We start from the raw sequence: 15,338 nt of genomic DNA, 5'->3' as shown, positions 1-15,338 counted from the left end.
CGGACCTGCGATTCAGGAGGCAAGGGTGTCCAGCGCTACCGATCCCTGGGGCCGGGTGGACGAGGACGGCACCGTCTACGTGAAGACGTCCGACGGTGAGCGTGTCGTGGGTTCCTGGCAGGCCGGTGCACCGGAGGAGGCTCTCGCCTACTTCAAGCGCAAGTACGACGCGCTGGTCACCGAGATCGGCCTGCTGGAACAGCGCGTCCGCACCACCGACCTGCAACCCGGCCAGGCCCAGCAGAGCATCCAGCGGCTGCGCGAGGCCGTCACCGACGCGCACGCCGTCGGCGACCTCGACGCCCTCGCCCGCCGCCTGGACGGGCTGACCGAGCAGGTCGGCCGCCGCCGCGAGGAGGTCAAGGCCCAGCGCGAGCAGCACCGCAACGAGGCCCGCGAGGTCAAGGAGCGCATCGTCGCCGAGGCCGAGCGGATCGCCGTCGAGGAGACGCACTGGAAGAACGGCGGCGAACGGCTCCGCCAGCTCGTCGAGGAGTGGAAGGCCGCCGACCGCATCGACCGTCCCACCGAGACCGCCCTCTGGAAGCGGCTCTCGGCGGCCCGCAACGCCTTCACCAAACGCCGCAAGGTCTACTTCGCCACCCTCGACGACCAGCGCGAGGAGGCCCGCCGCGAGAAGGAGCGCCTCGTCGCCGAGGCCGAGTCGATGTCCGCCTCCACCGACTGGGGCGACACCGCCGCCGCCTACCGCGACCTCATGCGCCGCTGGAAACTGGCCGGCCGCGCCTCCCGCGACGCCGAAGAGGACCTGTGGGCCCGCTTCAAAGGCGCCCAGGACACCTTCTTCCAGGCCCGCAGCTCCGCCTTCGCCGAACGCGACGCCGAATTCCGCGTGCACGCCGAGGAGAAGGAGAAGATCCTCGCGGAGGCCGAGCGCCTCCTGCCCGTCCGCGACGTCCGCCAGGCCAGGCAGGCCCTCCGCGCCATCCAGGAACGCTGGGAAGCCGCCGGCATGGTCCCCCGCGACCAGCGCGACCGCCTCGAAGGCCGCCTCCGCAAGGTCGAGGAGGCCGTCCGCTCCGCCGAGGAGAACGAGTGGCGCCGCACCAACCCCGAAGCCCGCGCCCGCGCCGAGGCCACCGTCAACCAGCTGCGCAGCTCCATCGACCAGATCCAGAAACGCCTCGACAAGGCCCGCACCGCCGGCCGCGACAAGGACATCAAGGACGCCGAAGAGGCCCTCACCGCCCGTCGCGCCTGGCTCGAAGAAGCCGAACGCACCCTCGCCGAGTTCTCGTAGATTTTGCTCCGGTTGTTGGCGTTTGCTCCTGTGTGGCTCAGGGGTGGGGGGCCGTGCTTGCGGGCTGGGGGCGGCCCAGGAAGGACAGGAGGCGGGTCTGCTCGTCGGCGCCCTGGGGGGCGCGGAGGGGTGGGGCCAGGCGGCCGTCGGCCCTGAGAGGGGCGGCTATGAGCTGCGCGGTCGCGAACGCGTGGTGGACGAGGTCGCGGTCCAGGCGGGTGGGCTGGCCGGTCGCCACGGCCAGGTCCCAGGCGTGCACGAGGGGTTCCAGGACGTAGCCGCCGAGGAAGTCGACCAGCGGGAGCTCGCCCAGCCCGCTCACGGGGACGAGGCGTCTCAGGGCGTCGGGGGTCAGGGACGCGGCGGACTGCTTGCGGGCCGTCCGCCATGCCATGAGGACGTCGCCGGGGACGAAGCGCGCGGGGGCCTCGGTGGTGTCCGGCGCGGGTTCCCCGGACGCCAGGGCGCGGATGAGGTGCTGGCCGCCCGTCACGTGCCCGGCGAGGTCGCGGGCCGTCCAGCGGCCGCAGGGCGTCGGGGCGTCCCAGGAGTCCCGGGGGGCACCGGCCAGCAGGCCCTCGAAGAGGTCCAGTGCCCGGTGGTAGCCGTCGAGGTTCTGAGCCATGGTGGTCAGTGACCCGCGATCGGGCGGCGCTGTCAAGCGTTATCGCCGGAGTGCTCAGGCCGCGGTGCTCCCCCTCTCGCGCAGCATGCCGTTCATCAGGGTGATCTCCGCCTTCTGGCCGTCCACCATCGTGCGGGCCAGCCGCCGGACCCGGTCGTGGTCCGTCCGGGTCAGGACGGCCTCCGCCATGCCCACGCCGCCGCGGTGGTGGGCGATCATCAGCCGCAGGTAGCGGACCTCCGCGTCGCGTCCACCGGCCTTCTCCAGCTCCGCGAGCTGCTCCCGGGTCGCCATGCCCGGCATGCGGGCGGGGGCGGCCGTGGCGGGCGCGTGGCCCGCGTGGCCCATCCAGCGCATGGGGCCGGACGGGTCGGTCTTCGGCAGGTCCCATTCGTCCAGCCAGGCGGTCATCATCCCGATCTGGGCCGACTGGGTGTTGATGATGTCGTAGGCCAGGAGCCGGACGCGGGGGTCCCGGGTGCGGTCCCGGACGACGAACGACATCTGCACCGCCTGGGCGTGGTGGGCGCTCATGTCGCGGGCGAACCCGGCCTCCGGGCCGTCGGTGCCGGGGCGGCCCGAGCGGGCCGCCGCCAGCGCGACGAGCGCGGCGGCGACCGCCAGGACGAGGACCGCGAGGACGGCGGTGACCCGCCGCCCCCGCACCGCCGGGGCGTCCGCGCTCACGCCGTGGCCTTGGCGCCGCTGCAGGCGGCGCCCGGCTCCGGGGTCTGCGGGCCCTTGACGAACGCGCGCAGGAACGCGTCCACCCGCTGGTCGCCCGCGTCCTGGATCTTGACCTGGCGGCCCCACGCGGTCAGCGCGATCGGGGCGTCCAGGGACGGGTAGGGGCTGAGGAAGGTGTAGTCGGTCGCCGCGACCTTGGCCTTCAGGCGGTCGAGCTGCGCGGCGGCCAGCCCCGGCCTATAGGTGATCCACACGGCGCCGTGCTCCAGCGAGTGGACGGCGTTCTCGTTGCGCAGGGGCTGGTCGTAGACGCGGGCGTCGCAGTTCTGCCACATCGGGTCGTGATCGCCGCCCATCGGCGGTGTCGCGTTGTAGCGGACGGGGTTGCCGGTGTGCTCGCGGCCCAGGTCGTCCTTCTGCACGAGGCCGGCGATGGACGCCGAGCCCGCGGAGGCCGACGACCTGCTCTGCATGAAGGCGTAGGCGATGGCGACGACCGCGACCAGGCCGATCACGGTGAAGAAGGCGATGCCGCCCCACGGCACCTCCCGCTTGGTCAGGACGTTCTTCCGGGTGTTCCTGTTCCGGGCGCTCTTGGACATGGGTGTCCCCTCTGTTTCGGCTGGATGTTCGGAAACGACGGCAGCGGCGCGCCACGGGGGCGCGCGGTGCCGGTGGCCTTACGGCCTGTCCGTCACAGCCGGAGCACTTGGAGGGTGGGAGGGGACGCGAGCACGGGGAGGGCGCCGCGGGGGAGGGCGGCCGTCCACGAGGCGCGGGCGGGGACCCGCAGGAGGGGACGTCCGAGACCGGCGGCGAGCAGGGCGAACACCATGAGGGTGAACAGCACGGCCAGGCACAGGCAGGCGTCCGAGGGGCCCTGCGGGGGGAGGGGCGGCGGGGCGTCCATCACCGCGTCCGCGGGCTTGGGGACGGTGCCGTGCGGCCCGTGGTCGGCCAGGGCGGCGCCCACGGGGACGGTCACCGCGTGCTCGGTGCACACGCGCGGCGGAGGTGCGTGGCCCAGCCCGTAGCTGAAGACGAGCCCGGCCACGACGAACAGGCCGACGAGCAGGCCCGCCAGCCCGTGTCGCCGTCGCGAGGTCGTACCGGACATCTTCACATTCCTACACTCTGTTTCCGCCTTCCGGGCGGTTTCAACGCCGCAGCCTCCTCCAGGGTTCCCGGAGGACTGGGACCTGCGGCGGAGCCCGAACCCTCCTGACGTATCAGGTGGGCGGCGCCGGGTAGCTAGATGATGAACGGATGCGGCGATGGGCGGGTGAGGGAGCGACACTGCGGCACGACAGGCGCGTGACGGGCCTGGCGTTCGCGGCCGCCCTGCAGTTCGTGCTGATGGCGGCCGTGCTCGGCGCCTACGGCTACGGCCGCCACCTCGCCGACGGGGACCCCGGCAGGGCGTTCTCGAACGCGCGGTGGCTGTGGGACCTGGAACGTGCCCTGCGGCTGCCGGACGAGGCGTCCCTGCAGAAGGGCGCCCTGCGCTGGGACGGCTGGGTGCGGCCCGCCAACGAGTACTACGTCCGGGTGCACTTCCCGGCGATCACCGTGTTCATGGTCTGGGTGTACTTCTGGCGGCGGCGGGCGTGGCCGCGGGTCCGCGCGGTGATCCTGGGCTCGGCGGCGGTGGCCCTGCTCGTCCACTTCGCGTTCCCGCTCGCGCCGCCGCGGATGCTGGACGGCCACGGGTTCGTGGACCTGATGACCGCCTACGGCCCGAGCGCGTACTCCTCGGAGCCGGGCGAGGGCATGACGAACCAGTTCGCCGCGATGCCGTCGCTGCACGTCGGCTGGGCCCTGCTGATCGCCTGGGGGGTGATCCGCCACGGCCGGGGCCGCTGGCGGTACCTCATCGCCGCCCACCCGGTGATCACGTTCCTGGTCGTGGTCCTGACCGCCAACCACTACTGGCTGGACGGCGTCGCCGGGTCGGCCATCGTGGTGGCGGCGCTGTGGCTGACCGCCGGGATCCCGGCCCTGGACGACCGGACGCCCGGCGGGGCGGGAACGTCGGCGCGGCGAGATAGTGTCGGAGCGTGACCAGCAGGGCGGAATCGGGCCAGCCGGAGGGCCTGTTCGACGATCCGGAGGCGGGCTCCGCGCCGGCCGCCCCCCGCGACCCCGATCCGGATCCGGGCGGCGGCGCGGGCAGGCCGCTCGCGGTGCGGATGCGTCCCCGGGGCCTGGACGAGGTCGTCGGGCAGGGCCATCTGCTCGGCCCCGGCACCCCCATCCGCCAGCTCGTCGACCGTGACGTCCCGATGTCGCTGGTCCTGTGGGGCCCGCCCGGCACCGGCAAGACCACGCTCGCCACGGTCGTGAGCCACGTCACGTCCCGCCGGTTCGTGGAGGTCTCCGCCGTCAGCGACGGGGTCAAGCGCGTCCGCGCCGAGATCGACCTGGCGCGCCGCGAGCTCGGCATGACCGGACGGCAGACGGTGCTGTTCGTCGACGAGGTCCACCGCTTCAACAAGGCCCAGCAGGACGCGCTGCTCCCCGCCGTGGAGAACCGCTGGGTGTCGTTCATCGGCGCCACCACCGAGAACCCCTTCTTCTCGGTGATCAGCCCGCTGCTGTCGCGGTCGCTGCTGCTCACCCTGGAGCCCCTCGGCGAGGACGACCTGCGCGAGGTGATCCGCCGCGCGCTCGCCGACGAACGCGGGCTGGACGGTTCCGTGGGCCTCGACCCGGCCGCCGAGGACCACCTGATCCGCCTCGCGGGCGGCGACGCCCGGCGCGCCCTGACCTACCTGGAGGCCGCCTCCCTCGTCGTCGGCGACGGCGAGGTGATCGACGTGGACGTGCTGGAGAAGGCCGTCGACCGGGCCGCCGTCCGCTACGACCGGGAGGGCGACCAGCACTACGACGTCATCAGCGCGTTCATCAAGAGCATCCGCGGCAGCGACGTGGACGCGGCGCTGCACTACCTCGCCCGGATGATCGAGGCCGGCGAGGACCCGCGGTTCATCGCGCGGCGGCTGATCGTGCACGCCAGCGAGGACGTCGGCATGGCCGACCCGACGGCCCTGCAGACCGCCGTGGCGGCGGCGCAGGCGGTGGAGTTCGTCGGCCTGCCCGAGGCGCGCATCAACCTCGCCCAGGCGGTCATCCACCTGTCCCTGGCGCCCAAGTCCAACGCCGTGATCACGGCCGTGGACGGGGCGCTCGGCGACGTCCGCAAGGGCCTGGCCGGCCCCGTCCCCGGGCACCTGCGCGACGCGCACTACAAGGGCGCGGCGAAGATCGGGCACGGCCGGGGCTACCAGTACGCCCACGACCACCCCGGCGGCGTCGTCCGGCAGCAGTACGCGCCCGACGCCGTGCACGGTCGCGAGTACTACCGGCCGACCAGGCACGGCGCCGAATCCCGCTTCACCGAGGTCCTCGCCCGCATCCGCTCGGTCCTGCGCGGGTCCCGGACGGGCGAGGCGCCCTGACCCGCCGCCCGCCCGCCCACGGCAAGATCACGCGGTGATCCCGACATCGGCGACCTCCGCCCGCTAGCCTGGATCGCCCGCACGGCCGTGACCGGCGGCCACGGTAGGGTCGTCCCCACCGAGCCCGGCCCGAGCCGAACCCACACCGAAACGGAAAGCCCTGATGCTTACTGGTGGACAGCTAGCAGGTCTCATCGTGGCCGTGTTCTGGGCGGTGCTCGTCACCTTCGTCGCGCTGACGCTGCTGCGGCTCGCCCGCCTGCTCGGCGAGGCCAGCAAGGTCGTCCGCGACTTCGGCGACCAGGCGGCCCCGCTGCTGGACGACATGACCCGCACGGTCAACCGCGCCAACGAGCAGCTGGGACGCACGGACGTCATCACCAAGCAGGTCGCGGGCGTCACCCAGAACGTCTCCGCCGTCACGACCGTGATGACCTCGGTCGTGGGCGGCCCGGTGGTGAAGGCCGCCGCGTTCTCCTATGGCGTCCGCAAGGCGCTGTCCTCGGGCAAGAGCCGTCCCGACGCGCCCGAGCGGCCGCAGCTCCCGGCCCGCCGCGGCGGGAAGGGGCGCAGATGAGAAGGCTGTTCTGGCTCTCGGTCGGCGCGGGCGCCGGCATCTACGCCTCCCACCGCGTCAAGCGCCGGGTGGAACGGTTCGCGCGCGCGTGGTCGCCCGGCGGCGTCGCCGCCCGCGCGGTGTCGACCGGGCAGGGCGCGGGCGGGCGGCTGCGGCTGTTCGCCGCGGACGTGCGCACCGAGATGCACGCCCGCGAGAAGGAGCTGCGCGAGGCCGTCCGCATGGACCAGGCGCCGCCCGAGCCCGGCGCCCACCGCCCCCGGCGCGTCCTGCGGGCCCGTTACACGATCATCGACGACGACAAGGATGGCCACTGATCATGGAGTCGGCAGAGGTCGCGCGCCGCTTCCTCAAGTTCTTCGAAGAGCGCGGGCACACGGTGGTGCCCTCGGCCAGCCTGATCGCCGAGGACCCCACCCTGCTGCTGGTCAACGCCGGCATGGTCCCGTTCAAGCCGTACTTCCTCGGCCAGCGGACACCGCCGTCGCCGCGGATGGCCAGCGCCCAGAAGTGCGTGCGGACGCCCGACATCGAGGAGGTCGGGAAGACCACCCGGCACGCCACGTTCTTCCAGATGCTCGGCAACTTCTCCATCGGGGACTACTTCAAGGAGCAGGCGATCCCGTTCGCGTGGGACCTGCTCACCAAGCCCCGCGCCGAGGGCGGCTTCGAATTCCCCGAGGAGCGGCTCTGGGTCACCGTCTTCACCGACGACGACGAGGCCCAGGACATCTGGCACCGGAAGGTCGGCGTGCCGCTGGAGCGCATCCAGCGCCGCGGCATGGAGGACAACTTCTGGTCGATGGGCGTCCCCGGCCCGTGCGGGCCCTGCTCGGAGATCTACTACGACCGCGGCCCCGAGTACGGGCGCGAGGGCGGCCCCGTCGCCGACGAGGACCGTTACCTCGAAGTGTGGAACCTCGTGTTCATGCAGTTCGAGCGCGGCCCCGGCGAGAGCAAGACCGACTTCCCGATCCTCGGCGACCTGCCCGCCAAGAACATCGACACCGGCATGGGCCTGGAGCGGATGGCGGCGATCCTGCAGGGCGTCGACAACATCTACGAGACCGACACCCTGTGGCGGGTCCTCGACCGCGCCGCGGGCCTGACCGGCGCCGCCTACGGCCGCGACCACCGCACGGACGTGTCGCTGCGCGTCGTCGCCGACCACGTCCGCAGCGGCACGATGATGGTCGCCGACGGCATCCGCCCCGGCAACGAGGGCCGCGGCTACGTCCTGCGCCGCATCCTGCGCCGCTCCATCCGCAACCTGCGGCTGCTCGGCGGGCAGGACGCCGGGCTGATGCACGAGCTGACCGCCGTCGCGATCCAGGCGATGGGCGAGCAGTACCCCGACCTCGTCCGCACCGCCGCCAACATCCACACCGTCATCGACGCCGAGGAGGACTCGTTCCTCCAGACGCTGCGCACCGGCACGGCGATCTTCGACACCGCGGCGGAGGAGGCCAGGCGAGGCGGCCGCCGCGCGCTGGCGGGCGACCAGGCGTTCAAGCTGCACGACACCTACGGCTTCCCGATCGACCTCACCCTGGAGATGGCTTCTGAGCAGGGACTCCAGGTGGACGAGGAGGGCTTCCGCAGGCTCATGAAGGAGCAGCGGGACCGCGCGAAGAAGGACGCCCGCGACAAGAAGACCGGCAACCTCGACGTATCCGTCCTGGACGAGCTGCTCACCGGCGCGGGCGGCAAGGTCGACTTCATCGGCTACAGCAGCCTGCTCGGCGACTCCCGCGTCGCGGGGCTGCTCGTCAACGGCGCCAACGCGCGGGCGGCGGGCGAGGGCACCGAGGTCGAGGTCGTCCTCGACCGCACCCCGTTCTACGCCGAGGGCGGCGGCCAGCTCGCCGACCAGGGGCTGATCAGGCTCGGCAACGGCGCCGTCGTCGAGGTGACCGACGTGCAGGCGCCGCTCCCGGGCCTCATCGTCCACCGCGGGCGCGTCCGCAGCGGCGAGGCGCAGGTCGGTGACGCCGCGCACGCCGAGGTCGACGTGGAGCGGCGGCGGGCCATCTCCCGCTCGCACACCGCCACCCACATGGTCCACGCGGGGTTCCGGCGCGCGCTCGGGGAGTCCGCCGCGCAGGCCGGGTCGGAGAACTCGCCCGGCCGGTTCCGGTTCGACTTCACCGCCTCCGGCGCCGTCCCGGTCACCGTGCTGCGCGACGTCGAGGACGAGGTGAACGAGGTCCTGATCAACGATCTGGACGTCCGCGCCTTCCACACCTCGATCGACGAGGCCCGCGCCATGGGCGCGCTGGCGCTGTTCGGCGAGAAGTACGGCGACGAGGTCCGCGTCGTGGAGGTCGGCGACTACTCCCGCGAGCTGTGCGGCGGCACCCACGTCGCGAGCTCCGGCCAGCTCGGCCTGATCAAGGTGCTCGGCGAGTCGTCCATCGGCGCCGGCGTCCGCCGCGTCGAGGCCCTCGTCGGCATCGACGCGTTCCGGTTCCTGGCCCGCGAGAGCGTGCTGGTCGCCCAGCTCGCCGAGCAGATGAAGGCCCGCAAGGAGGAGCTGCCCGAGCGCGTCTCCGGCGTCGTCTCCCGGCTCCGCGACGCGGAGAAGGAGCTGGACAGGCTCCGCGCGGCGCAGATCCTGGCGGTCGCCGGGTCGCTCGCCGACGGTGCCCGCGACGTGAACGGCACCGCCTTCGTCGGCCACCGCGCGCCCGACGGCGCCGGCGCCGACGAGCTGCGCAAGCTCGCCGTCGACGTCCGCGGGCGGCTGGCGTCCCGGCCCGCCGTCGTGATGGTCACCGGCGTCCCCAAGGACCGCCCGGTCGTGGTGGTCGCCGTCACCGAGGGCGCCCGTGAGCGCGGCCTGAGGGCCGGCGCCCTGGTCGGCCTGGCGGCCAAGGCCCTCGGCGGCGGAGGCGGCGGCAAGGACGACCTCGCGCAGGGAGGCGGCGCGAACCCTTCGGCCGTGGGCGAGGCCCTCGCGGCCGTCGAACGAGCCGTAGGGGCCGCGTGAGCCCCGCACACGGGGGGAGTGGCAGACCGGGGCCGGGCGGCGGGAGCCGCCCGGTGGGGCCGGGCCGCCGGACGGGGGCGAGGCCATGAGGCCGGGCGTCCGGTTGGGGGTCGACGTGGGGAGCGTCCGGGTGGGCGTCGCCCGGTGCGACCCGGGCGGGATCCTCGCATCGCCGTTGGAGACCGTGAAAAGCGGCAAAGGCGACATCGACCGGCTCGTCGGGCTTGTCGGCGAGCACGAGGCCGTGGAGGTGGTCGTGGGGCTGCCGACGTCCCTGTCGGGACGGGAGGGCCCCGCGGCCGAGGCCGCGCGCCGGTTCGCCCGGCGGCTGGCGGACCGCCTGCCCGAAGGGACGGTCCGCCTTTACGACGAGCGGCTCACCACGGTCACGGCCGAGGCGGGGCTGCGCGCCGGCGGAGTGCGTGGTCAGGCCCGCCGCAGGGTCGTGGACCAAGCCGCGGCGGCCGTCCTGCTTCAAGCGGCACTTGACGGGGAACGGTTGACTGGGCGCCCCCCAGGCGAGATCGTCCGGGGAAGCTCATGAACGATTTGGACCTTTTTTCCGATCCCTACGGGGACGGCCCGCCGCCGGAGGAGCGCTCCGGCCGACGGGCCCAGCGGCGCGGGCGCAAGCGGCAGCGGCGCCGCAAGAGCAGCGGCCGCGCGGCGGCGCTGTTCGCGATGGCCTTCATCGTCGCGGTGTTCGGGACGGGCGGGGTGCTCGGCGCCGCGTGGCTGGACAACAAGATCCACCCGCCCGACTACAAGGGCGCCGGCAGCGGGAACGTCACCGTCCAGATCAAGGACGGCGACAGCGGCTCGCAGATCGGCGCCACGCTGGAGGAGCACCGCGTCGTCAAGAGCACGCGGGCGTTCGTGAAGGCGTACGGGAAGGAGACCCGGGCCTCGGGCATCCAGCCCGGCTTCTACCAGATGCGGCTGAAGATGTCGTCGTCGGCGGCGATGGCGCTGCTGCTGGACCCGAAGTCGCGCTCCGGCAACCAGATCACGGTCCCGGAGGGCCGCCGCGCCGTCGAGATCTACCAGCTGCTGGCGAAGAAGACCGGCATCCCCGTCGGCGACTTCCAGGCGGCCGCCAAGGACGGCCAGGGCCTCGGCCTGCCGCCGTACGCCAAGGGCAAGGTCGAAGGGTTCCTGTACCCGGGGCGCTACGACCTCGACCCGAACGGGTCGGCGAAGCAGGTCCTCAAGCAGATGGTGGACCGCTTCCTCAAGGAGGCGGACAGCGTCGGCCTGGAGGAGAAGGCCCGGACGGCGCGCCTGAGCCCTGCGACGGTGCTGACGCTGGCGAGCCTCGTCCAGGCGGAGGGCGGCCTGCCCGACGACTTCCCGAAGATCTCCCGGGTGATCTACAACCGGATCGCCGCAGGGATGCCGCTGCAGTTCGACACCACGGTGCTGTACGCGCTGAACAAGCGCACCCTGGACGTGCGCGAGCGGGACCTCCAGGTCGACTCGCCGTACAACACCTACAAGCACAAGGGGCTCCCGCCGGGGCCGATCTCCAACCCGGGGCCGGAGGCGATCGAGGCGGCGGTGTCGCCGAAGAAGGGCACGTGGCTGTTCTTCGTCGCCACCGACCCGACCAACAAGATCACCAAGTTCGCCACGACGGAGGCCGAGCGCAAGGAGCTGGAGCGCCAGTTCCGCGAGTGGCAGAAGCAGAACCCGGGCAACTGACGTGAGGAGAGACACAGTGGACGGCGCGGGCCGCCGTGCCGCGGTGCTGGGCTCGCCCGTCGGGCATTCGCTGTCGCCGGTGCTGCACCGGGCCGCGTACGCGGCGATGGGACTGGACGCCTGGTCCTACGACGCGATCGAGTGCGCAGAGGACGGGCTCGCCGCGTTCCTGGACGGGCTCGGCCCGGAATGGGCCGGGCTGTCGCTGACCATGCCGCTCAAGCGGGTGGCGCTGAAGCTGGCGGACTCGGTGTCGGACCTGGCCGCGAAGGTCGGCGGGGCCAACACGATCGTCCTGCGCGACGGCCGGCGGCACGCCGACAACACCGACGTGCACGGGATCGTCACGGCGCTCGGCGAGGCCGGTCTCGGGGCGCCCGCGTCCGCGCTGGTGCTCGGCGGCGGCGCCACCGCGGGCTCGGCGCTCGCGGCGCTCGCCGGGCTCGGCCTGGACGAGGCGGTGCTCGCCGTCCGCACGCCCGCCCGCGCCGCCGAGGCCGCCGAGGTGGGGGAGAGGTTCGGGCTCGCGGTCCGGGTCGTCACGCTGGACCGGCTGCCCGAGCACCTCACCGCGGAGCTCGTGGTATCCACCCTGCCGGGACGTGCCGCGGACGCCTTCGCCGAGCCGGTCGCGGCGTCCGGCGCCGCGCTGTTCGACGTCGTCTACGCCCCCTGGCCCACCGCCCTCGCCGCCGCCGTGGCGGACGCCGGGGGCACGGCCGCGGGCGGCTTCGGCATGCTGCTGCACCAGGCCGTCCGGCAGGTGTCGCTGATGACCGGCCGCGACGACGTCCCGGTGGAGGCCATGCGCGCCGCCGGGGAGGCGGAGCTGGCCCGCCGCGCCTGAACCGGCCTCAGGGCACTCCGCGCGGCGCGCGGCGCCGCTTCACCGACAGGTCGACCGTGGCCAGGACGATCGGCAGGATCACGCTCAGCCAGAAGTCCCGCCACCCCCACGTCCCGATGGCGGCGCCGAGGGCGCTCACCAAGCAGATCAGCGTCAGTAACAGCGCCGACCAGTGCCGCCGGACGAGCCCCACCGGAGTCAGCCGCCGGTGCGGCAGCAGCGCGCCCAGCGGCCGCTCCCGCGCGTGCGCGCGTTGCACGACCGTCGCGTCCGGGAGCCAGTGCAGGATGTCGGCGGCCCCGGCGAGGGGGACCCGGGTGAGCGCGACCAGGCTCTCCAGCCGCCACCACAGCGTCCACAGCGAGGTGCGCCCGCTGCCGGGGTAACCCGTCCAGCGCGGGTCGGTGATCTCACCGCGCACCAGCGCCCGGAACACCCGCGCGACGGTCGGCCCGTGGGGGCCGCGCGGGTCGCGCAGCAGCGCGATGAGCGCGATCGGCAGCCCGTAGTGCCACAGCGCGAGCCGCCACACGGGCTTGGAGCCGGCGCCGTGCGGGGAGACGTCGTAGGTCTCGATCCAGGTGTGGCCGTCGGCGGGGTCCAGGTGCCCCAGCAGCCAGTCGTAGGCGTCCAGGATCCGCTCGGTCTTCAGGTCGGGGCGTGCCTCGGCCAGCGTCACCAGCGCGAACGCCGTGTGGGTGACGGTGGGCCCGGCCGCCGGGGTCGGGCCCCACGCCGGGCGGTGCGCCGTCCGGTCGGCGGTCAGCCACTCCACGCCCCGGTCGACCGCCGCGTCGTGCGGGTTGAGCTGGCTCAGCGCCCGCAGGGCCACGCACGTCAGCCACACCCGCGACGGGCAGCCGCGCAGCGACCCCCAGCCGCCGTCGGGATTCTGGTTCTGCAGCAGCCACCGGTAGGCGCGCCGCAGGTCGGGGGCGTCCTCGCGCAGGTCGCAGCGGGCGCGGGCCAGGAAGCGGGCGATCCAGCCGGTCGCCTCCACCACCGGCATGCCGAGGCTGGTCTTGGTGGCCCAGCCGCCGTCGCGGAGCACGTCCCCGGACGAGCACTGCCGGGCCGCGAGGAGCGCCAGCCCCTCGTGGAAGTACTCGAAGGGGCGGCCGGTCTCCACGAACGCCAGCAGCCCGAGCGCCGTCGCCGTCGTCCCCGGCTCCGGCCGCGCCAGCTCGTGGTACCAGCCGCCGCCCGCGCCGAGGGCGGGGGCGTAGGTGTCGCGCAGCACGTCGAGGGACTCCTCCAGCCGGGACGCCAGGACGGCCATGTCGATCACCGGATCGGCGGTGGCGGGCGGGGCCGGGGGAGGGGCGGCGCGGGTCGGCTGCGGGGGGAGCGGGGGAGTCTGGTACACGGGGTTTCCTTCCCTCCCCTTTATTCCCGTTCGGCCAGGCTTTGTACCCCGTGGGTTCCGTGTCTGTATCGGCCGCTGTACAGATCACGACGGCCGCGCGGCGGGCACGCTGGGAGTCGAGAGAACGCGCACGTCCCTTCCCTGGAGGACGGTTGGCCGAGCCATCGACATGGAACGGGCCTGGTCCCGAGTGCGTCCTTTGCCCGCCCCTGCGGTTCCGGATCAACGACATGGCGGACCTGCCCGGGGAGGCGTCGGTGCTCGCGAGCGACACCGGCTTCTTCCTCATGCCGGACGTGGCCCCGCTCGTGTCAGGCCACCTGCTCCTGGTGACCTGGCACCACCACCAGTGCGCCGGCGCGTTCGGCCACGAGATGTGGGAACAGGCCCGCCGGTGGCGCGACCGCGTCTCCCGGCTCTACGAGACGGCGTACGGGAGCGGCGAGCTTCTGCTGTTCGAGCACGGTCCGGCGGACTCGCAGGGCGGTGGCGCATGCATCGACCACACGCACTGGCACTTCCTGCCGGGCACGCCCGGTGTCCGCGCCGTCCTGGAAAAGGGCGGTCGGCCCGGAACTCCCGCCGGGCACGCGACCCTGCGCGCCTACTTACGGACGGGCCGTTCCTACCTCCTGGTCGAGGAGGAGGGCCGCGTCACCGTGCACCCCGGCGACGGCGTCCGGAGCCAGTTCCTCCGCTGGGCCGTGACCGCCGCCGGGCCAGGTGAACCCTGGCGCTGGCAGGAGACCTTCGGCCTGCCGGAGAGCAAGCGCCGCTTCCTGCGCACCGTCCAGGCGATGCGCGGCGCCATCGCCGGCGAGCGCCACGCGGCCCGCGCCGGAGGGGGAGCGGCCGGCGGGCGCCGGGACGGTCAACGGCGGGACAGCCACCAGTAGAGCTCGCCCGAGACCAGCCGGTCCCCGAACCCGGTGCGCTCCACGTCCTCCCGGTACCCGGACGGATACTCGGCCAGCAGGCGCTCCCGCTGGTAGGCCAGCACGTACTCCAGGGACGTCGCCCCGAACCGCAGCAGCCACAGCGGCCGGCCGGGGACGGCCCGGTCCAGCGCGGGCAGCAGGTCCCGCACCTCGCCCGACCCGGCCGGGGGAGCGTGGCCGAGCAGCCGCGCCAGCGTCGGCGCCTCGGAGACGACGATCTCCGCGAGCGACAGCAGGGGCAGCACGTCGATCGCCGGGAGCCGCGCGTCGATGTCGTGCGGGACGAGGTCGAACGCGACCGTCGTCCCCGCGTCCCGGGCGACCCGCGCCGCCGCGTGCAGCGCCGCCCGCGAGACCGGGGACAGCAGCGCGTACCCGTCGGCGAACAGCACGTCCGCGCGGCGGATCCCGGCGGCGGCCGCGTGCACCTCCGACTCGGTCAGCCGCCGTCCCGGCGCGTCCTCCTCCGCGACGAGCAGCCGCACGCCGGGGCCCTCGCCGCCGGGGCGCTCGCGCAGCATCACCGTCACCCCGTTGGAGGCGCCCGGCTCGACGCGGAGCCGGTCGCGGACGCCGATGCGCCGCAGCTCCCGCCGGATCACCGGCGTGAAGTCGTCGTCCCCGATCTTGGCGAGCACGCTCACCCGGCGGAAGTAGCCCGTCGCGCAGCGGGCCAGGTTGACCGCCGTCCCCGCGACCATCGCGCGCGCCGGGGCGTAGGCGAGCCGGTCGGCGGTCACGTCGCTGAACCGGACGTCCGGCAGCGTCGCGCGCACCTCGATCCGGACGTCCCCCATGACGAACAGCGAGAAGCGCCGCCGCGGGGCGCCGTCCAGGCCAGGCCACTGCGCCGGCGAGAGGGCGGAGGGCACGGTGTCCATGGCGCCCG

The 15,338-nt window shown here is 73.8% G+C and carries 16 protein-coding genes; 10 read left to right on the top strand and 6 right to left on the bottom strand.

What is annotated here, in order from left to right; translation table 11 throughout:
* Nucleotides 1-25 precede the first annotated feature (25 nt).
* Nucleotides 26-1,261 carry a DUF349 domain-containing protein gene (locus AGRA3207_RS03680; RefSeq protein ID WP_231333137.1) on the top strand — a complete coding sequence of 412 codons (1,236 nt, stop codon included), beginning with the start codon at nucleotides 26-28 and terminating at the stop codon, nucleotides 1,259-1,261.
* Nucleotides 1,262-1,298: 37 nt separating this feature from the next.
* Here the strand turns inward: AGRA3207_RS03680 and AGRA3207_RS03675 are convergent, their stop codons facing one another.
* From AGRA3207_RS03675 to AGRA3207_RS03660, 4 genes are all read right to left on the bottom strand, one after another.
* Nucleotides 1,299-1,886 carry a TIGR03086 family metal-binding protein gene (locus tag AGRA3207_RS03675; RefSeq protein ID WP_231333136.1) on the bottom strand — a complete coding sequence of 196 codons (588 nt, stop codon included), beginning with the start codon at nucleotides 1,884-1,886 and terminating at the stop codon, nucleotides 1,299-1,301.
* Between the two features lie 54 nt (nucleotides 1,887-1,940).
* Entirely contained in the window at nucleotides 1,941-2,573 is a 633-nt protein-coding gene (locus AGRA3207_RS03670; protein WP_231333135.1) for a DUF305 domain-containing protein, read from the bottom strand.
* The gene (locus AGRA3207_RS03665; RefSeq protein ID WP_231333134.1) at nucleotides 2,570-3,175 is read right to left on the bottom strand and encodes a DUF3105 domain-containing protein; all 606 of its coding nucleotides are present in this window, start codon (nucleotides 3,173-3,175) and stop codon (nucleotides 2,570-2,572) included. Before AGRA3207_RS03665 ends, AGRA3207_RS03670 begins: the two co-directional genes overlap by 4 nt.
* Nucleotides 3,176-3,267: 92 nt before the next feature.
* Nucleotides 3,268-3,690 (bottom strand): hypothetical protein, encoded by a 423-nt coding sequence (locus AGRA3207_RS03660; RefSeq protein WP_231333133.1) that lies wholly within the window; start codon nucleotides 3,688-3,690, stop codon nucleotides 3,268-3,270.
* A 149-nt stretch (nucleotides 3,691-3,839) separates the two neighbouring features.
* Between AGRA3207_RS03660 and AGRA3207_RS03655 the strand changes: the two genes are divergently transcribed.
* The 8 genes from AGRA3207_RS03655 (at nucleotide 3,840) to AGRA3207_RS03620 (ending at nucleotide 12,145) form a co-directional block, all read left to right on the top strand.
* Nucleotides 3,840-4,634 (top strand): phosphatase PAP2 family protein, encoded by a 795-nt coding sequence (locus AGRA3207_RS03655; protein WP_231333132.1) that lies wholly within the window; start codon nucleotides 3,840-3,842, stop codon nucleotides 4,632-4,634.
* Nucleotides 4,635-4,762: 128 nt separating this feature from the next.
* Entirely contained in the window at nucleotides 4,763-6,031 is a 1,269-nt protein-coding gene (locus AGRA3207_RS03650; protein ID WP_231336219.1) for a replication-associated recombination protein A, read from the top strand.
* Nucleotides 6,032-6,194: 163 nt separating this feature from the next.
* Complete coding sequence (locus AGRA3207_RS03645) at nucleotides 6,195-6,608, top strand: DUF948 domain-containing protein (RefSeq protein WP_231333131.1); 414 nt, start codon at nucleotides 6,195-6,197, stop codon at nucleotides 6,606-6,608.
* Nucleotides 6,605-6,925 (top strand): hypothetical protein, encoded by a 321-nt coding sequence (locus AGRA3207_RS03640; protein ID WP_231333130.1) that lies wholly within the window; start codon nucleotides 6,605-6,607, stop codon nucleotides 6,923-6,925. Before AGRA3207_RS03645 ends, AGRA3207_RS03640 begins: the two co-directional genes overlap by 4 nt.
* Nucleotides 6,926-6,927: 2 nt before the next feature.
* Nucleotides 6,928-9,597, top strand: a complete 2,670-nt coding sequence (alaS, locus tag AGRA3207_RS03635; protein WP_231333129.1) for an alanine--tRNA ligase — start codon at nucleotides 6,928-6,930, stop codon at nucleotides 9,595-9,597.
* 85 nt (nucleotides 9,598-9,682) lie between these two features.
* Nucleotides 9,683-10,141: a Holliday junction resolvase RuvX gene (gene ruvX / locus AGRA3207_RS03630; protein ID WP_231333128.1), complete on the top strand. Its 459-nt coding sequence runs from the start codon at nucleotides 9,683-9,685 to the stop codon at nucleotides 10,139-10,141.
* On the top strand, nucleotides 10,138-11,298 hold the full coding sequence (gene mltG / locus AGRA3207_RS03625; protein ID WP_231333127.1) for an endolytic transglycosylase MltG: 1,161 nt from the start codon (nucleotides 10,138-10,140) through the stop codon (nucleotides 11,296-11,298). Before ruvX ends, mltG begins: the two co-directional genes overlap by 4 nt.
* Nucleotides 11,299-11,314: 16 nt before the next feature.
* On the top strand, nucleotides 11,315-12,145 hold the full coding sequence (locus tag AGRA3207_RS03620; RefSeq protein ID WP_231333126.1) for a shikimate dehydrogenase: 831 nt from the start codon (nucleotides 11,315-11,317) through the stop codon (nucleotides 12,143-12,145).
* A 7-nt stretch (nucleotides 12,146-12,152) separates the two neighbouring features.
* Here the strand turns inward: AGRA3207_RS03620 and AGRA3207_RS03615 are convergent, their stop codons facing one another.
* Nucleotides 12,153-13,511 carry a prenyltransferase/squalene oxidase repeat-containing protein gene (locus tag AGRA3207_RS03615; RefSeq protein ID WP_231333125.1) on the bottom strand — a complete coding sequence of 453 codons (1,359 nt, stop codon included), beginning with the start codon at nucleotides 13,509-13,511 and terminating at the stop codon, nucleotides 12,153-12,155.
* 230 nt (nucleotides 13,512-13,741) lie between these two features.
* On the opposite strand from AGRA3207_RS03615, the gene AGRA3207_RS03610 reads away from it, so the two are divergent.
* Complete coding sequence (locus tag AGRA3207_RS03610) at nucleotides 13,742-14,407, top strand: HIT family protein (RefSeq protein ID WP_231333124.1); 666 nt, start codon at nucleotides 13,742-13,744, stop codon at nucleotides 14,405-14,407.
* Here AGRA3207_RS03610 and AGRA3207_RS03605 read toward each other — a convergent pair.
* A complete protein-coding gene (locus AGRA3207_RS03605) occupies nucleotides 14,383-15,330 on the bottom strand; it encodes a PfkB family carbohydrate kinase (protein WP_231333123.1) in 948 nt (315 codons plus the stop codon). The genes AGRA3207_RS03610 and AGRA3207_RS03605 overlap by 25 nt on opposite strands.
* Nucleotides 15,331-15,338: the final 8 nt, after the last annotated feature.

The sequence above is a fragment of the Actinomadura graeca genome (genome assembly GCF_019175365.1).
Classification (GTDB): domain Bacteria; phylum Actinomycetota; class Actinomycetes; order Streptosporangiales; family Streptosporangiaceae; genus Spirillospora; species Spirillospora graeca.
This window is presented reverse-complemented; position numbering and strand designations above follow the sequence as displayed.

Excerpts from the sequence above, each read along its gene's own strand:
- AGRA3207_RS03675 (WP_231333136.1), bottom strand. The coding sequence starts at position 1,886 with ATGGCTCAGAACCTCGACGGCTACCACCGGGCACTGGACCTCTTCGAG.
- AGRA3207_RS03665 (WP_231333134.1), bottom strand. The coding sequence starts at position 3,175 with ATGTCCAAGAGCGCCCGGAACAGGAACACCCGGAAGAACGTCCTGACC.
- AGRA3207_RS03660 (WP_231333133.1), bottom strand. The coding sequence starts at position 3,690 with ATGTCCGGTACGACCTCGCGACGGCGACACGGGCTGGCGGGCCTGCTC.
- AGRA3207_RS03655 (WP_231333132.1), top strand. The coding sequence starts at position 3,840 with ATGCGGCGATGGGCGGGTGAGGGAGCGACACTGCGGCACGACAGGCGC.
- AGRA3207_RS03650 (WP_231336219.1), top strand. The coding sequence starts at position 4,763 with ATGCGTCCCCGGGGCCTGGACGAGGTCGTCGGGCAGGGCCATCTGCTC.
- AGRA3207_RS03645 (WP_231333131.1), top strand. The coding sequence starts at position 6,195 with ATGCTTACTGGTGGACAGCTAGCAGGTCTCATCGTGGCCGTGTTCTGG.
- AGRA3207_RS03640 (WP_231333130.1), top strand. The coding sequence starts at position 6,605 with ATGAGAAGGCTGTTCTGGCTCTCGGTCGGCGCGGGCGCCGGCATCTAC.
- alaS (WP_231333129.1), top strand. The coding sequence starts at position 6,928 with ATGGAGTCGGCAGAGGTCGCGCGCCGCTTCCTCAAGTTCTTCGAAGAG.
- ruvX (WP_231333128.1), top strand. The coding sequence starts at position 9,683 with ATGAGGCCGGGCGTCCGGTTGGGGGTCGACGTGGGGAGCGTCCGGGTG.
- mltG (WP_231333127.1), top strand. The coding sequence starts at position 10,138 with ATGAACGATTTGGACCTTTTTTCCGATCCCTACGGGGACGGCCCGCCG.
- AGRA3207_RS03610 (WP_231333124.1), top strand. The coding sequence starts at position 13,742 with ATGGCGGACCTGCCCGGGGAGGCGTCGGTGCTCGCGAGCGACACCGGC.
- AGRA3207_RS03605 (WP_231333123.1), bottom strand. The coding sequence starts at position 15,330 with ATGGACACCGTGCCCTCCGCCCTCTCGCCGGCGCAGTGGCCTGGCCTG.